The organism is Photobacterium sp. Hal280 (genome assembly GCF_037162255.1).
GTDB lineage: Bacteria > Pseudomonadota > Gammaproteobacteria > Enterobacterales > Vibrionaceae > Photobacterium.
Window position 1 is genome coordinate 130,368 of the sequence record NZ_JARLUO010000003.1, and the last position, 17,565, is coordinate 147,932.

The 17,565-nt window shown below is 55.7% G+C and carries 11 protein-coding genes and 1 pseudogene; 5 read left to right on the forward strand and 7 right to left on the reverse strand.

The genetic code is table 11. The annotated features are described in order from the left end of the window. Positions 1-328 precede the first annotated feature (328 nt). From P4S53_RS08125 to P4S53_RS08135, 3 genes are all read right to left on the reverse strand, one after another. Entirely contained in the window at positions 329-919 is a 591-nt protein-coding gene (locus tag P4S53_RS08125; RefSeq protein ID WP_337112284.1) for a hypothetical protein, read from the reverse strand. 271 nt (positions 920-1,190) lie between these two features. Continuing rightward, on the reverse strand, positions 1,191-2,831 hold the full coding sequence (groL, locus tag P4S53_RS08130) for a chaperonin GroEL (protein WP_337112285.1): 1,641 nt from the start codon (positions 2,829-2,831) through the stop codon (positions 1,191-1,193). Positions 2,832-2,872: 41 nt separating this feature from the next. Next, entirely contained in the window at positions 2,873-3,163 is a 291-nt protein-coding gene (locus P4S53_RS08135; RefSeq protein WP_027254091.1) for a co-chaperone GroES, read from the reverse strand. 215 nt (positions 3,164-3,378) lie between these two features. Here P4S53_RS08135 and P4S53_RS08140 point away from each other — a divergent pair, with 215 nt between their 5' ends. Then, positions 3,379-4,770: an MATE family efflux transporter gene (locus P4S53_RS08140; protein WP_337112286.1), complete on the forward strand. Its 1,392-nt coding sequence runs from the start codon at positions 3,379-3,381 to the stop codon at positions 4,768-4,770. A 63-nt stretch (positions 4,771-4,833) separates the two neighbouring features. Here the strand turns inward: P4S53_RS08140 and P4S53_RS08145 are convergent, their stop codons facing one another. Next, entirely contained in the window at positions 4,834-5,370 is a 537-nt protein-coding gene (locus P4S53_RS08145; RefSeq protein ID WP_337112287.1) for an FxsA family protein, read from the reverse strand. 369 nt (positions 5,371-5,739) lie between these two features. Between P4S53_RS08145 and P4S53_RS08150 the strand changes: the two genes are divergently transcribed. Next, positions 5,740-7,608 (forward strand): protein-disulfide reductase DsbD, encoded by a 1,869-nt coding sequence (locus tag P4S53_RS08150; protein WP_337112288.1) that lies wholly within the window; start codon positions 5,740-5,742, stop codon positions 7,606-7,608. Positions 7,609-7,746: 138 nt separating this feature from the next. Next, positions 7,747-8,385 carry a response regulator transcription factor gene (locus P4S53_RS08155; RefSeq protein WP_337112289.1) on the forward strand — a complete coding sequence of 213 codons (639 nt, stop codon included), beginning with the start codon at positions 7,747-7,749 and terminating at the stop codon, positions 8,383-8,385. Between the two features lie 8 nt (positions 8,386-8,393). Here the strand turns inward: P4S53_RS08155 and P4S53_RS08160 are convergent, their stop codons facing one another. Beyond that, a complete protein-coding gene (locus P4S53_RS08160; RefSeq protein WP_337112290.1) occupies positions 8,394-10,136 on the reverse strand; it encodes a potassium/proton antiporter in 1,743 nt (580 codons plus the stop codon). Between the two features lie 407 nt (positions 10,137-10,543). On the opposite strand from P4S53_RS08160, the gene P4S53_RS08165 reads away from it, so the two are divergent. Both P4S53_RS08165 and P4S53_RS08170 read left to right on the forward strand, forming a co-directional pair. Next, a complete protein-coding gene (locus tag P4S53_RS08165) occupies positions 10,544-10,810 on the forward strand; it encodes a DUF4212 domain-containing protein (RefSeq protein ID WP_046222165.1) in 267 nt (88 codons plus the stop codon). A gap of 14 nt (positions 10,811-10,824) precedes the next feature. After that, positions 10,825-12,528, forward strand: a complete 1,704-nt coding sequence (locus P4S53_RS08170) for a sodium:solute symporter family protein (protein ID WP_337112291.1) — start codon at positions 10,825-10,827, stop codon at positions 12,526-12,528. A gap of 176 nt (positions 12,529-12,704) precedes the next feature. Here the strand turns inward: P4S53_RS08170 and P4S53_RS08175 are convergent. Together P4S53_RS08175 and P4S53_RS08180 are read right to left on the reverse strand one after the other, a co-directional pair. After that, positions 12,705-16,165, reverse strand: a pseudogene (locus P4S53_RS08175) (PAS domain-containing hybrid sensor histidine kinase/response regulator). A gap of 114 nt (positions 16,166-16,279) precedes the next feature. Continuing rightward, the gene (locus P4S53_RS08180) at positions 16,280-17,452 is read right to left on the reverse strand and encodes a 3-phenylpropionate MFS transporter (protein WP_337112327.1); all 1,173 of its coding nucleotides are present in this window, start codon (positions 17,450-17,452) and stop codon (positions 16,280-16,282) included. Positions 17,453-17,565 lie beyond the last annotated feature (113 nt).

Genomic DNA, 17,565 nt, shown 5'->3' on the forward strand with positions numbered 1-17,565 from the left:
GAAAAAGGAGATCAAAAGAAAATAAACACTATCATTAAATAGAATGAAAACGGCCTGAATTTAAATTAATCAATCGCATATCAAAAATGTACTGACAATGAACTAAAAAATTAAATCTTTAATAATTCATCCTGGTTTCTTTTATTGATAAATAGAATTACAACTATACCCTGAGGAGATAAATCAGCGCAGCAGCCATGACAGGGCTGTCCTGTGCTAACCATGAGATGAAACAGTGAAAAAAGAGAAGAGAAAAAGAAAAGTGACCAGCATCAAAAAGCCCGAACCAGAAGGCCGGGCTGAGCAGCCACTACAGCAACCGGAAGCGTTACTGGCGGGTGATCTCATAGGCATTATTGGCCATACCAATGCCAACCCGGCAACTGGTAGAAAAATGGTGTCTGCCGCGGATGTAGTTGGCGGGAATCGGCGAGTTGGCACACACAGTGAAACTGGGCCTGTACTTATCGGCATACACCTGCGTACTGCCGTTGACTGAGTTACCCGAGCCAAAATTACAGGCCGGATTGTAGATGTTGGCGATAATCACAAAGCCGTCGTACACCCGGCTGTGATATCCGGCGCAGGTGTTGAACAATGCACCGCTCTTCGGTGCTACGGTCAGAATATAGGCATTGTCGCTGTGTTGCCAGCTGCCGCAATCGAAATTCACTGAGGTGCCGGTGATGACATAGCCGTCTGGAATGAAGTCACCCCGGCAGATGGTCATGCTTCTCGACTGCGCCCGGAACATGTCACTGAGACGCTCGTCAGACAGCATCTGATCGCCCGGGATCTGATGGATCTGAGCATCCAGATGGTATTGGTCAATAAAGCTTTGCTCGGCATCACCGGCATGGCTGCTGGTGGTACCCAGAACACAGCCGGCCATGAACAAGGCCAAAGTGTGTTTCAACATAACGATTCCTCTGAAATGTGACAGTTGAAAACACTGAGTCTTAATCAAACCCTGAGGGCAAAGATACAACTGAATACCAAATATGCAACATAGATGATAATAAACATGTGCTGATAGTCAGCATGGTTACAGGCGGGTGATTTGACTATCACTCTCATGAGTCAAACTGACAGTGTACGCATATGCTGTCATGAGGTAAGCCTGCGGATGCCAGAAACAAAAAACCCGCCTTGCGGCGGGTTTTCAGATTCATTACAGGTGACGGGGCTGATTACATCATGCCGCCCATACCACCCATGCCGCCCATGGCCGCGCTCATATCAGGCGCGTCAGCTTTAGGCAGCTCAGTGACCATGGCTTCGGTGGTGATCATCAGACCCGCAACAGAAGCAGCGAACTGCAGCGCAGAGCGCGTCACTTTGGTTGGATCCAGGATACCCATTTCCAGCATGTCGCCGTACTCGCCAGTGGCCGCGTTGTAACCGTAGTTACCTTCGCCGTTCTTCACTTCGTTCGCCACAACAGATTCTTCGTCGCCGGCGTTACGGGTGATTTGACGGATAGGCGCTTCCATGGCACGCAGTGCAACACGGATACCGACCGTTTGCTCTTCGTTGTCGCCAGTCAGACCAGCCACTTTAGAGGCCGCACGGATCAGGGCAACACCACCACCGGCAACCACGCCTTCTTCAACCGCAGCACGGGTTGCGTGCAGGGCATCTTCAACGCGGTCTTTCTTCTCTTTCATTTCAACTTCAGTTGCCGCGCCAACTTTGATCACAGCAACACCGCCAGCCAGTTTAGCTACACGCTCTTGCAGTTTCTCTTTGTCGTAGTCTGAGGTTGCGTCTTCGATTTGCTGACGGATCTGAGTCACACGACCCTGGATTGCCACTTCTTCACCGTGACCATCAATGATGGTGGTATTTTCTTTGGTGATAGAGATACGCTTGGCCTGACCCAGATCTTCCAGCGTCACTTTATCCAGTTCCATGCCGATTTCTTCAGAAATCACAGTACCAGCAGTCAGTACCGCGATGTCCTGCAGCATGGCTTTACGGCGATCGCCAAAGCCAGGGGCTTTCACCGCTGCAACTTTCACGATGCCACGCATGTTGTTTACTACCAGCGTCGCCAGTGCTTCGCCTTCCACATCTTCTGCGATGATCAGCAGTGGGCGAGAGGCTTTCGCAACCGCTTCCAGTGTTGGCAGCAGTTCACGGATGTTGGAGATTTTCTTGTCGACCAGCAGGATAAACGGACTTTCCAGCTCAACGCTGCCCGCTTCCTGGTTGTTGATGAAGTAAGGTGACAGGTAGCCACGGTCGAACTGCATCCCTTCAACCACGTCCAGCTCGTCATGCAGCGCCTGACCTTCTTCAACGGTGATCACGCCGTCACGACCGACTTTTTCCATCGCTTCAGCGATGATGTTACCCACGGTAGAATCGGAGTTGGCAGAAATCGTACCAACCTGTGCGATCGCTTTGCTGTCTGCACAAGGAGAAGACAGCGCTTTCAGCTCTTCTACCGCCGCAATCACGGCTTTATCGATACCGCGCTTCAGATCCATCGGGTTCATGCCCGCTGCGACCGCTTTCAAACCTTCGGTGATGATCGCCTGAGCCAGCACTGTGGCTGTTGTGGTACCGTCGCCCGCCGCATCATTGGCCTGAGAAGCGACTTCTTTCACCATTTGTGCGCCCATGTTCTGGAATTTGTCTTCCAGTTCAATTTCACGCGCAACAGACACACCATCTTTCGTGATAACCGGCGCACCGAATGATTTATCCAGCACAACGTTACGGCCTTTCGGGCCCAGGGTGACTTTTACGGCATCGGCCAGAACGTTGACACCTTCCAGCATTTTTACGCGAGCATCGTTACCGAATTTTACGTCTTTAGCAGCCATGTTTATCTTCCTTTCTTAATTCTTAATTCAAAGTGAATGGATTATTCAACGATTGCCAAGATGTCATTTTCAGACATGATGAGAACTTCTTTACCGTCGATCTTCTCAGACTTGGTGGCATAACCTTCAGCGAAAATCACGCTGTCGCCAACCTTCACGTCCAACGGCTGCACAGAACCATTCTCCAGAATGCGGCCCTTGCCTACAGCCAACACTGTACCGCGGGTCGATTTTTCTGCAGCAGAACCAGTCAGAACGATGCCACCAGCAGATTTTGATTCAACTTCCTGGCGCTCAACGATCACTCGGTCATGTAAAGGACGAATATTCATCGGGTCGTCTCTCCTGATTTTGGTAATATCTATGGGTTGTTAGAATGCAGGACGGTGTTTGGTTCCATCCCGCGAAAACTGATACTTAGACATGTTGGGTCATTTTTCTGGAACCCAAGTCCTGACGTTAATTTTTTTACTTTTTGTGCCAGATTTTTTGCCCGATCACATTCTTTGCATTAGGGTGTGCTGGCAAAGACAGACCAGAGAGCCTTATGACCCAAACTGTTCGCCCTGATAAACACGGTTTACTGTCCGATCCGATTCCGGAAGTCCTGCGGCGTCTGACCATTCCTATGGTGTTTGGCATGGTCGCTATCCTGATGTTTAATCTGGTCGATACTTTCTTCATTTCACTGCTGGGCACCCAGGCACTGGCGGCGGTCAGTTTCACCTTCCCGGTCACGTTTGCCCTCAACTCCATTACCATGGGGGTCGGCGTCGGTTTGTCCGCCTGCATTGGCCGTCTGTTGGGCAGCGGCAGCAGCCAGGCGGCGGCCAGAGTCTCCAGTCACGGCCTGCTGCTGGCGCTATTGTTAGTGATCATTGCTGTGATCGCCGGGCTGCTGACCATCAATCCGCTGTTTCGCCTGTTAGGCGCCGAAGACAGCCTGCTGCCGATGATTCGTGACTATATGCAAGTCTGGTATCTGGCGATCCCGCTGCTGGTCATTCCCATGGCCGGTAACAGTGCGATCCGGGCCACAGGCGATGCGAAATCGCCGGCGAAAATCATGATGCTGGCCGGAGTGATCAACGGCGTGCTCGATCCCCTGCTGATTTTTGGCTACGGCCCTTTTCCCGAGTTGGGTGTGCGCGGCGCAGCCATTTCCAGCGGCGTCAGTTGGGCGGTTGCGTTCGTCTGGTCGTTACGGATACTGATTGTGCGCGAAAAGCTGCTGGCGGTCCCGGATCTGCGGCTGATCTTTGCTGACTGGCGACAGATACTGCACATCGGGACCCCGGCCGGGCTGTCCAACGCCCTGGCGCCTTTATCCAATGCGCTGGTGATGGTCCTGCTGGCCAGCCAGGGCACCGCCTCGGTCGCCGCCTATGGCGCAGCGATGCGGGTGGAGTCTCTGCTGATGCTGGTCATGTTCGCCCTGAGCTCGGCCCTGATGCCTTTCATGGCGCAGAATTTTGGCGCAAAACAGCCCAGACGGGCCTTCGATGCCCTGTTCACGGCCATGAAATTTGCCCTGGGCTTTCAGTTACTGGTGTTTGTGATGATGGTGCCGCTGAGCTGGCCCATCTCACTTATGTTCAGTCAGGATGAAGCGGTGCAGACCCAGCTGTGGCATTACCTGATCCTGGTCCCGGCCAGCTATGGCTTGCTGGCCGTGTGCATGCAATTGATCAATGCGCTGAATGCCATGCATCTGTCGGTTCAGGCACTGCTGTGGAATCTGAGCCGTCTGTTCGGCTTGCTGCTGCCGGCAGCCTGGATTGGCAGCTGGCTCAATGGAACTGAAGGGTTATTTACCGGGATCGCCGTGGCCAACGGGCTGTGTGGCCTGGCGGCACTGGGGTATGCGCGCAGGCTGCACCGGCAACATGTCAGCTCAGGGCACCAACAGGAAGCCAGCTCGCCTTCACGATCGCGATAGCTGCCGCTGACAGTTGCGCGGGAATGACGTTTATTTCATTAAATCAATAATCTAACAAATCACTCAGTGTAGCCGGTGCTGATCATCATCATCTGAGTGGTCTTTCTTCTCTTTCTCATCTTTGTCTTTGCGCTCATATTCGCCGTCAAACACATCCCCGTTTTGATCGCGCTGGAAAGGGTCACGGCCAGAAAACGGCCCTTGCGGACCAAAGCCACCGCCAAAGCCGCTCTGATGCATACTCTGCACTTTTACTTTGGTCATCAGATATTTTGCCAATGCGGCACGCGGTCCGGGCAGTAAAACCACCAGCCCCATCGCGTCTGTCATAAAACCCGGTGTCAGCAACAGCACACCGGCGACCGCCAGCATCACACCTTCCACAATTTGCTGAGCGGGCAATTCTCCCTGATTCAGCCTGTCCTGTACCGACATCAGGGTCGCAATGCCCTGGCTGCGCACCAGTGAGGCGCCGACCACGGCCGTCAGCAGAACAAGCAACAGAGTCGGCCACAGACCAATGACACCGCCAACCTGCACAAACAGGGCGATCTCGATAATGGGAACCAGGATAAATAAAAACAAAAGTACCGGAAACACAAACACCCCTTATTCAGGCTGGCGACTCATGAGGAAACTACCGTCCGCAGCTGAGCTGCAGCCACATAGCGCAAAGATGCCGCCTATGATGGCGAGATTGCCCTGATTTTCAACCATAGCAGCAGAGGCTTTTAGCTGGATCACCTTTCTGCATCGATTTTTTGCCGCGGCCTTGGCTAAAGCACTCAAACCAGCCGTGGTTACTGCACTTTGCCAAGCCTGCCGGGAGCTATAATTGCCTGAGAACACAGACAATGAAACTCAGCCTGATTTCTCGGGTCTGACACTTTGCCCCCATATGGGGTATATTGGCAACATCAAGACGCCATCTTCAAGCCGATGACCCGAGACTGAACGAGCCCGAATCCGATGACTATACTGCGACACTTGCCGATTACGCGTTTCTTTGTCTTCAGCCTGCTGATACTCAGCCTGCCGCTGCGGGCCGAATTTTCTCTGCCCGGGCTGACCAATTCATCGGGTCAGAACAGTTTTGTTCCCGTTGATCAGGCGTTTGCCTTTAACTTTTCGCAAAGCGACGATCAACTGGTGCTCGACTGGCAGGTCAAACCGGGATACTACCTCTATCAGCATCAGTTCTCCGTGGTAGCAAACGGGACCAGCATCGGCGATATCCGGCTGCCGGCAGGCACACCCTACAAGGATGAGTTTTTCGGCGAGGTTCAGATCTACCCTGAATCTCTGGCACTCACAGTGCCCATTGCACAGGCCAATGACAATGCGACCCTGACCGTTCGCTATCAGGGCTGCGCCAAGGCCGGCTTCTGTTATCCGCCCGAAACCCGCGAAGTGCCACTGTTTGCCGTAGCCTCTGACTCTGGTGCGCCTTTCGCAGGGCAAGAACCGTTCAAGGCCAACTTGATAGTAAGCACTGACAATCAGGCAGCGGCAGCGACTATGACCCCGACGGGTTCTGCCGGACAACAGCTCAGCAACAGTGCGCCGCTGAGCCAGCAGGATCAACTGGCCAGCGATCTGGCGCAGCAGTGGTGGACGCCTTTGCTGTTTCTGGCGCTGGGTATCGGACTGGCGTTCACGCCCTGCGTCCTGCCGATGTACCCGATCCTGACCGGTATCGTGTTGGGCCGCGGCCAGCTCAGCAGCGGGCGCACATTCACCCTGGCTTTCACCTATGTCCAGGGCATGGCACTGACTTACACCCTGCTGGGGTTAGTGGTCGCTTCGGCGGGCATGCAGTTTCAGGCTGCCCTGCAGCACCCGTATGTCCTGATTGGCCTGAGCGTGCTGTTTGTGCTGCTCGCCCTGTCCATGTTCGGCCTCTATTCGCTGCAACTGCCTTCCGGGGTGCAGACCTGGCTCAATCAGCTCAGCAATCAGCAAAAAGGCGGCCAGCTCGGCGGCGTATTTGCAATGGGCGCCATCTCCGGACTGGTTTGCTCGCCGTGCACCACGGCGCCCTTGTCTGGCGCCCTGATATACGTGGCCCAGAGCGGTGATCTGCTGACCGGTGCCATCGCGCTGTATGCACTGGCAATCGGGATGGGCATCCCGCTGATTCTGGTCGCCCTGTTCGGCAACCGCCTGCTGCCCAAAGCGGGGGCCTGGATGGAAAGCGTGAAAGTTTTCTTCGGCCTGGTGCTGCTGGCTGTGCCGCTGTTCCTGCTGGAACGTATTCTGCCCGCGCCTCTGATGCCGTATTTATGGTCCGCCTTCGGGCTGGGCGCCTTCGGCTGGCTGTACCATGTCAAACAGGGCATGGGCCATTCCTGGCGCAGCAGTCTGGTCGGTGTCATTGCCATCACCGGCCTGCTCGCCGCTCTGCTGCCTGTCTATCAGGGACTAACCGGCACTCAGCCGCAGGCCGTACCACAGAACGCGCCGCAGATCAGCTTTCAGCGCGTGGCCGGTATGGAGGAACTGACCACGGCGCTGGCCCAGGCCAAAGCCGAAGGCAAGCCTGTGATGCTGGATTTTTACGCCGACTGGTGTGTCGCCTGTAAAGAATTTGATAAGTACACTTTCCATGACGCCAGCGTGGCACCTGAATTACAGCGCTTCGTGCTGTTACAGGCCGATGTCACTGACACAAATCCGGACGACATCAAGTTACTGCAAAAAATGAATGTGCTGGGCCTGCCGACCCTGGATTTCTGGCATGCGGATGGTGAACAGGCGCCGAAAGCCCGTCTGACCGGCTTTGTTGAAGCTGAGCCTTTTCTCGATCACCTGAAAGCCAACCAGCTGATCGGCCAGTAAGTCGGGAACTATTCCCTGACGGGATAAAATACCCCCAAGATAGGTACGGGAACGGATCCAGTTCGTATCTTGGCGGTGAACAAATTGATCTGGCATTTCAGCAATGCTAGCGTTAGGAAAAACAAGAAGCTTAATGTCATGGACGCTCAGTACACTATAGTCATTGCCGATGATCACCCACTGTTTCGAAACGCCCTGTTTCAGTCAGTGCACATGGCGGTCAGCAAGGCCAATCTGCTGGAAGCAGATTCTCTCGATACCCTGTTACAGCTGCTTGATAAAGAGCCGGATGTTGATCTCTTGCTGCTGGATTTAAAAATGCCGGGTGCCAATGGCATGTCCGGTCTGATCCAGCTTCGCGCCCAGCACCCGGAACTGCCGGTCGTGGTGGTCTCTGCCAATGAAGAGGCATCCGTCATCCGCCAGGTCCGTCATCACGGCGCTTTTGGCTTTATTCCCAAATCCAGCGATATGCGAGAGCTGATCAGCGCCCTGAATCAGGTGCTGGACGGCGAACCTTACTTCCCGCCGGGTATCGGTGATGATGAAGACAACCCCGAGCTGGATGCACTGGCGGCCCGCATCGCCACCCTGACACCGCAACAATACAAAGTGCTGTGCATGCTGTCCGATGGTCTGCTCAACAAGCAGATCGCCTATGAACTCAATGTCTCCGAAGCCACCATCAAGGCACACATGACGGCCATTTTCCGCAAACTCGGGGTCAAAAACCGCACTCAGGCGGTGATTCTGCTCAATGAACTCAGTGATGAGTGAGTGATTGCTCACTCATCATCCTGTGCCTGATCGTCTTCTGGCAGGCGTAAACCCACCTTAGTGACCTGCCAGTTGGCGATATCCGCCACCACCCAATACAGGCCATTCCATTCAAAGTTATCCCCGAGTACCTGATTGGTACCCAGATGTTCAGTCACCAGATCCTTGAGCGTCATGGCCGGATTGACTTCACCCAGTTCCAGACCATAAGCAATCGCCACGTCCGCCAGTCTGGCGTCGGCATCGAGAAAAAAGTCACCAAAGAAACGCGCCAGCTCGGCTTTCTCGGGGGCTTCGCTGAACAACTGACTCAGGGCTTCCAGATCTTTCTCCTGCGCCAGCACGCACAGGGTATCTCCCTCTTCCAGCCGGGTACTGCCCGAAGGGTGCAGCAATTGCTGCTCGCGGAACACAGCCGCTATCCGGGTGCCCAGCGGCAGTGACAAGTTACGCAATGGCTCACCAATACACCACTTGTCCGCTTTCATTTTGTAGACAAACAGCTCCCACTCACTGGTGGGAAACACTTCTACCCCGGTGCGGGACACCGGTTCAGGACGAGGCGGCAGTTCGACTTTCGCCAGCGACATGGCTTTGGTCAGGCTGCCTCCCTGCAGGATCAGCGAGACCATGACCACGAAGAAAGCCAGATTAAAATACAGCTGGGCATTGGGCAGCCCGGCCATCATCGGAAAGACCGCCAGAATAATCGGCACGGCGCCGCGCAGGCCGACCCAGGAAATGAACCATTTCTCCCGCGCCGTGAAGCTGCGAAACGGCAGCAGGCTGATCCAGACCGAGATCGGACGGGCAAAGACAATCATCCCGAACGCCAGAGCCAGTCCGGGCAGTGCAATCGCAATCAGATTTGACGGCGTGACCAGCAGGCCCAGCACCAGGAACATACAGATCTGGCTGAGCCAGGTCATGCCGTCCAGCACATTGAGAATTGCATGACGACAGCGTGTCGGACGATTCCCCAGCAGCAAACCCACCAGGTAAATCGATAAAATACCGCTGCCGCCCAGGGTGTTTGAAATGGCAAAGATCATCAATCCGCCGCTGACCGCCAGGATCGAATACAAACCTTCCGGCAGCTGATTGCGATTGATCAGGCGCCACAACAGCCAGCCACCCGACAGGCCAGCGATCGCGCCAATGCCAAACTGCTTGACGAAACTCAGGGCCAGAAAACCGGCACTGAACTCGGTTCCCTGGCTGCTGAGGACCGCAATCAGGGTCACGGTCAGAAACACCGCCATCGGATCATTGGTGCCCGATTCAATTTCCAGTGTCGCGCCAACCCGCTCATTCAGGCTGCGTCCTTTGAGCAGGGAAAACACCGCGGCGGCATCGGTCGAGCCGACAATCGCCCCAATCAGAATGCCCTGCAAGGGTTCAAGATCAAACAGCCAGATCGCCATCAGCCCGGTCAGCGCTGTGGTGATTGCCACCCCGAGCGTGGCCAGCGCCACGGAAGGCCATAGAGCGACCCGAAAACTGGCCACCCGGGTCCGCATGCCGCCATCAAGTAAAATAATGGCCAGGGCCAGGTTACTGACCAGATAAGCCACGGAATAATCATCAAACAAAATCCCGCCCGGGCCGTCTTCACCGGCCATCATGCCGACGATCAGAAACACCAGCAGAATCGGAATGCCTAACTTGGATGATACCGGGCTCAGGAGAACACTTAACGCAATCAGTAAAGCGCCAACCAGAAAAAAACCGTTGATGGTAATCGCGTCCACTCATCCTCCAAAAATTATGATTGATTCAGCCACCGGCAGACAAAACCGGTGGCTCCTGTATTTTGCCCTAATATACAGCGACATTGAGAAAACTATATGTAAACAATTCCCCGACATTGCCAGTATTTAACGCTGACCCAGCACTATTTTCCCCCGCGAATATTCGGCACGAAGCCATGGTAACCGCCTGATCTTTATCTGCAGCCCGCCTTATACTTTCGGCTAACTTAACAGCAATTTAACATCCCATTTTTCTTGAGTCATATCACTAACTTTCTAAATTTAGCCAACATTTGATGGTTTTTTGCCCGACTAAAGTTGCACTGTGCGTCTTCAATAAGCTTGCTATTGTCATCACGTAACATTTTTTTAACTGAAAAATGACTGACCATAGTAAGGAGATGACCATGGCGTTTGAATCCAAGGAGCAAGCGCAAGCCTACTGGAAGGAGAACCTGACCATTATGGGTTCTTTGCTTGCCATCTGGTTCCTCGTGTCATACGGGGCAGGTGTGTTGTTTGTGGATGCCCTGAATCAGTTTCAGCTGGGCGGCTTTAAACTCGGCTTCTGGTTTTCACAACAAGGTTCCATTTACATCTTTGTTGCATTGATTTTTGTCTATGTCTACAAGATGAATGCGCTGGACCGCAAATTTAACGTTCACGAGGATTAAGGGAGTAGTCACTCATGGATATTCAAACCTGGACCTTCATACTGGTGGGTCTGTCTTTCGCACTCTATATCGGGATTGCTATCTGGTCCCGTGCCGGGTCAACCAGCGAGTTCTATGTCGCCGGTGGCGGCGTTCACCCGGTCGCGAACGGTATGGCGACCGCTGCGGACTGGATGTCTGCCGCTTCGTTCATTTCTATGGCAGGGATTATTTCGTTTGCCGGTTATGACGGCGGCGTATACCTGATGGGCTGGACCGGCGGTTATGTGCTGCTGGCACTGTGCCTGGCCCCTTACCTGCGTAAATTCGGCAAGTTCACTGTGCCGGACTTTATCGGCGACCGTTACTACTCCCGCACGGCCCGCATGGTCGCTGTGTTCTGCGCCATCTTTGTTTCTTTCACCTATGTAGCAGGACAAATGCGTGGCGTGGGCGTGGTTTTTGCCCGCTTCCTGGAAGTCGACATTAACGTCGGTATCATTATCGGTATGGCGATCGTGTTCTTCTATGCGGTTATGGGCGGCATGAAAGGCATTACCTACACTCAGGTTGCACAGTACTGCGTGCTGATTTTCGCCTTTATGGTACCAGCCATCTTCACCTCGATTATGGTCACCGGTTCCGCGATTCCGCAAATCGGCTTCGGTTCGACCATTAGTGGGACAGATGTCTACCTGATGGACAAGCTGGAAGGCCTGAGTACCGAACTGGGCTTCACCTCCTACATCGACGGCTCCAAGAGCATGGTGGATGTCTTCTTCATCACCGCGGCTCTGATGGTCGGTACGGCAGGTCTGCCGCACGTGATCATCCGTTTCTTCACCGTACCTCGCGTGAAAGATGCCCGTATTTCGGCTGGCTGGGCACTGCTGTTCATTGCCTTCCTGTACACCACGGCACCGGCTGTGGCGGCGTTTGCCCGTATCAACATGTTTGAAACCTTAAACGGTCCGGACATGCAGGGTGTTGCGGCCGAGCAAGCTCCAAGCTGGGTGACCAACTGGGAGAAAACCGGTCTGGTCAGCTGGGAGGACAAGAATGGCGACGGCAAAATGTTCTACTCTGGCGATGAGCGTAACGAGATGAACATCAACCGTGACATCATCGTACTGGCAAGTCCTGAGCTGGCCAAACTGCCTAACTGGGTGGTTGCCCTGCTGGCGGCGGGTGGTCTGGCGGCAGCACTGTCGACGGCGGCCGGTTTGCTGCTGGTCATCTCCACCTCAGTCGCGCATGACCTGCTCAAAAAAGGCTTCAAACCCAATATGACGGATAAACAGGAGCTGAGGGCGGCCCGGATAGGGGCGGGGCTGGCGATTATCGGTGCCGGCTATCTGGGGATAAACCCACCGGGCTTTGTGGCACAGGTGGTGGCTTTCGCCTTCGGTCTGGCGGCCTCGTCCTTCTTCCCGGCGATTATCATGGGCATCTTCTACAAGAAGATGAATAAGGAAGGCGCGATCGCCGGTATGCTGAGCGGGATCCTGTTCACTGCGGCTTACATCATCTACTTCAAGTTCATCAACCCGGCGGCCAGCACCCCGGACAACTGGTGGTTCGGTATCAGCCCTGAAGGTATCGGTACCCTGGGTATGTGTGTGAACTTCGTGGTGTCGATTGTGGTGAACAAGTTCACCGCAGAAGTACCGGAAGATGTCCAGGAGCTGGTGGAGTCAATCCGTTATCCGAAAGGATCGGGTGCAGCGCACAGCCACTAAACCCAACCGACAGAATAACAACACTCAGTAGCAAAACGGGGGAAACCCCACTCCCTGACGGAGCCATGATGGCTCCGTTTTTTTATGCGCAGAGCAAGCGCTGCGTTTCGCCCGCTCTCTGCGCCACTTCTGAGGTGCAGTGCCACTTTCGAGCGCAGGATGCCGCAGCGTATCCTCTAACTGATCCTCGCCTGCGCGTACTGGTTCAGCAAAGAGCGCAGTTTCAGCGGCTTCACCGGCTTGCTGATAAAGGCAAAGCCTTTGCTGCGGATCGTCTGCTGCGTTTCCGGCAGCCTGTCGGCACTGATGATCACGCCTTTGAACACCGGTCCCAGCTTAGCTTCGCACTCAATCAGCACATCCAGGCCGGTTTCCAGCTCGGTGAGGTGATAGTCGCTGAAAATGACATCAGGCACCCAGCCGTCATCACACTGTGCCAGCGCAGCCGACACAGATTCCGCCAGCCGGATCTCACAGCCCCAGCGGCTGAGCAGACTGTCCATGCCGGTCAGAATATCTTTTTCGTTATCAACACAGAGCACCCGGGTTCCGGACAAGGGCAACGGCGGCTCTGGCGCTGTCTCCGGTTTACTTTGCGGCAAATGGATCGCCTGTCCCCGGCGTACCGACAGTGCGAACACTGTGCCCTCGCCCAGCCAGGAGCGCAGCGACAGCGGATGATCCATCACCCGGCTGATCCCCCGGGCAATGGCCAGCCCGAGGCCGAGACCATGATCGCCGCGTCCGCGGTCTATACGGGTGAATTCATCAAAAATATTGGCCTGTTTCTCTTGCGGAATGCCGGGGCCGTTATCCCAGACTTCGATCCGGAGCTGGCTGCCAACCCGCCGCACCCCGAGCAGCACTTTGCCGCCCGGGTTATAGCGAAAGGCGTTGGTCAGGAAGTTTTGCAGCGCCCGGCGCAGCAACCTGGGATCCGAGTGCACCAGCGCCTTGCTGTCCACCACGGCAAAGTCTATGCCCTGCTGTTTTGCCAGCGCACTGAACTCGGCATTGAGCGTATTGAACACATCGCTGAGCGGAAACACATGGACATTGACCTGCAGCTTTCCGGCCTCCAGGCGCGACACATCGAGCAGATCACCAATCAGATCCTCGGCCGCTCCCAGCGCGCTCTCAATATGGTGTGCCAGTTTCGTGCTTTCCTCATCCTTGGCCACCTCAGACAACGACGACGAAAACAAACGGGCCGCATTGAGCGGCTGCATCAGATCGTGACTGACCGCAGCCAGAAAACGGCTTTTCGAATGGGCCTGCTGCTCGGCATGCTGCGTGGCCGAGACCAGCCGGCGGTTCAGCTGCTCCAGCTCTTGGGTTCGCTGCCGCACCCTGGCCTCCAGGTTTTCATTGGCTTCTTTGAGCGCTTCCTCTGCCTGACGAAATGCTGTGATATCGGTAAAGCTCATGACAAAACCACCGCCCGGCATCGGATTGCCCTGCACTTCAATCACCCGTCCGTCCGGCCGGATCCGGGAAGAGGTATGCGCCGTTCCGTGCTGCAGGTGCTTCACCCGCTTGGCAACATGGACTTCAGGATCCCCCGGCCCGCACAACCCCAGACGCGCGTTATGGCGGATCACATCCGCAATCGGCCGCCCGACCTGAATTAATCCGGGCGGGAAAGAAAACAGTTCCAGATAACGCTGGTTCCAGGCCACCAGCCGCAGCTGTTTATCCACCACGGCAATCCCCTGACTGATGTGTTCAATGGCGCCTTGCAGTAGTCCGCGGCTGAAATCAAACAGTTCAGAAGCTTCATCCACTATGGTGGCCACTTCTTCGAGCTGCATGTTGCGCCCCTGTAACGCAGAGGTCAGTACTAAACGGGCCGAAGAGGCCCCAAACACCCCCGCCAGTACCCGTTCGGTATGGCGGATCAGGCTGGCCGGCGCCTGCTGCTGGGGCTGAAAATTAAACTGGTGCTGCTGGGCAAAGTGGGTGAAAGCCTGACGCATCCGCTTGCGGCCGACAAACCGCGCCGCCAGCAGTTCAAGCTCAGACACAGTCACCCTGGCCTGGTACAGGCGGGCGTCATCGGCCTCCGGCATCGGCGCGCCGACAAAAGTGGCGGCCTGCAGGCGCTCGGTCAGTGATGAGCGGGTCACCATAGACACCAGAACGTATAGCAGCAGGTTGGTCGTCAGACTGATCAGCATGCCCCAGTCCACCGTAGTCAACTCGCTCAGTACCGGCAGGGAAGGCGGCGTCAGCAACCACAGCAACAGGTTAGTGTCGGCACTGCCGGCCAGCATGCCTGTCTGGCTCATCAGGGTGATCACCCACAGCGCGGTGCCGCCCAGCATACCGGCGTAGACACCGTTGCGGTTGCCTTCGCGCCAGTAAATTCCCCCAGCAACGCCGGTGCGAACTGGGCAATCGCCGCAAAGGATAACAGCCCGATCGCCGACAGCGATTCGATTTCATCCAGCACTTCATGAAAGCCCCAGGCCGCCAGCAGCAGCAACAGGATCAGCCCGCGGCGGATATTGAGCAGCAGGCCGGAAAACGCGGCATGGTTTCGGCTCGAGACCCGCAACCGGCGCAGCAGCAATGGCAGGACCAGATCGTTGGATGCCATGATCGCCAGTGCGATGGTCGAGACAATCACCATGCCGCTGGCCGCCGAGGTGCCGCCCAGAAATGCCAGTAAGGCAATGGTGTCGGCCCCTTGCAGCAAAGGCAGGTTGATCACATAGGTATCGGCGGGGACATCCGGCAGCAGCACTTTCCCGGCCAGCGCCAGTGGCACCACAAATATCCCCATCAGCAGCAGGTACACAGGGAATACCCGCCGAGCGAGGTGCAGATCCGGCGCATGGGTATTTTCAACTACGGTGGTATGGAACTGGCGCGGCAGACAGATAATCGCTGTCATGGTCAGCAGGGTATGAATAATAAAACTGCCGGCATTGATATCCATGGAGGGCAAAACAGACATATCCAGCTGGCTGAGTTCCAGCGCCGGGACATCCCACCACAGCAGCATGACAAACAATCCCACCACCAGAAAGGCCGCCAGCTTGATCAAGGATTCAAAGGCCACCGCCATCATCATGCCACGGTGATGTTCTGTGGTATCGAGATGACGGGTGCCGAACAGCACAGTAAAAGCGGCCAGCGCCAGGGTCACCAGCCAGGCAATATCGCCGTCGTTGAGCATACTGTTGCGGGTCAGATCAGGGGCCACCTGGGCCAGCCCCATGGTGATCCCCCGCAGTTGCAGGGCGATATAAGGCAGAATACCGGCAGTGGCAATCAGGGTGACCAGCACCGCCAGCCCCTGAGATTTGCCATAGCGCGCGGCGATAAAATCGGCAATCGAGGTGATATGTTCGCGCTTGGCGATCAGGATCAGGCGGGCAAAAATACGCCAGCCAAAGGTGAAGACCAGAATGGGCGCCAGGTAGATCGGCAGAAACGACCACAAATCCCGGCTGGCCTGACCGACCGTGCCGTAAAACGTCCAGGAGGTACAGTAGACCGCAATCGACAGACTGTAGATCCAGGGGCGCCAGCGGGACATCCATCCGGTATGTTTATCGCCGTACCAGGCAATGAAAAACAATAGCCCAAGATAGGCCAGTGATACCGGCACGACTATCCATCCCTGCTCCATAGGATCTCCCTGAAAAATGTTCCCTGATTCGGCCCCGTGCCTGGGGCCGAGTGTACCTCACTCTCGGGTGAGTATCCGTCCGGCAGGTCACATCTCACCTGCAGGCTGCTGTGCTTAATGCACTTCGCGCGCTGCCGCGCGTTCCGCCTGGGGCGATTCATCAATTTTCATCAGCAAGACCGGCAGCCCCATCACGGCCATCAGCCAGAACACATCGGCTCCCCACCAGCCGTATCCCCAGCCGCTCAGAGTGGTCAGCGCCGCCATGACAGCGCCCAGCGGCAAGGCATTATAGAGCGCCTGCAGTGCCACCATCTGGTGGCTTTGCGCATGCTGAATATAACGAATCGCCGCCAGATGCGCCGCGGCAAAGGTCACGCCATGCAACGCCTGCGTCATCACCAGCATCGGCAGCTCGGTCATGGTCGCGGTCAGTCCCCAGCGCAACAAGACACCCACCGCCGCCAGCCGGAACATGGCTGCCACACGCCAGCCGGCAAACAACCGTTTGCTGAGTGCAAACACCGCAATCTCAGCGATCACACTGAAGCTCCACAAATAGCCGCTCACCGCTTCGCTGTAGCCGATCGTTTTCCAGTACATAGCGCTGAAACTGTAATACGCGGCATGGCTCCCCTGCAGCAGGGCCACAATGATCAGAAAACGCATCACCCGTTTATCGCGCAGAATCCCCAGTAACGGAGGTCGGGACTGGCGTACTGTGTCGGCTTCGCTGGGCAATACAGTTGGCTGGCGCAACGACAAGAACAAGGCAGCAGCCAGCCCGCCAACCGCGACCCAGGGGATCACCGCCGCGCCAAACTCGGCGGCCGCCATACCGGCGATGGTCGAACCGACAATAAAAGCGATCGATCCCCACAGCCGCGTTCGACCATAGTCTAAATGCCCGTGTTTGGCGTAATAATTAGCCAGACTGTCTGTCAGCGGGATCACCGGCCCGACGAGAATATTAAACAGCACAATCACGGCCGTCAGCGCGGCCAGATTGCCGCTGACCATCACAAAAGACACGCAGCAGATCAAGCTGAGTACCGCCAGCCAGCGCAACGCAGGCAACAAGTGCTCCACCTGGTGTACCCTGGGCGTCAGCACCATATTGGCAAAGCAGCGCACCCCCAGGCCCAGCCCCAGCAACACACCGATATCACCGGCCGGTATGCCCAGTGAATTCAGCCAGACGGCCCAGAACGGCAGATACACACCATAGTTAAAGTAAAAGCCGAACATATACTGTGCTGTCCAGCCAAACGGGCTACTTCTTAACATCCCAAAACCCTGCTGCATGAAAATGGTCGTCATTATGCCTGTCCAGCACATGGCAGGAAAGGCGGCAGCAAAGTTATTAGCCCTGACCCCGCACATTCTCCCGCCTTTGACAG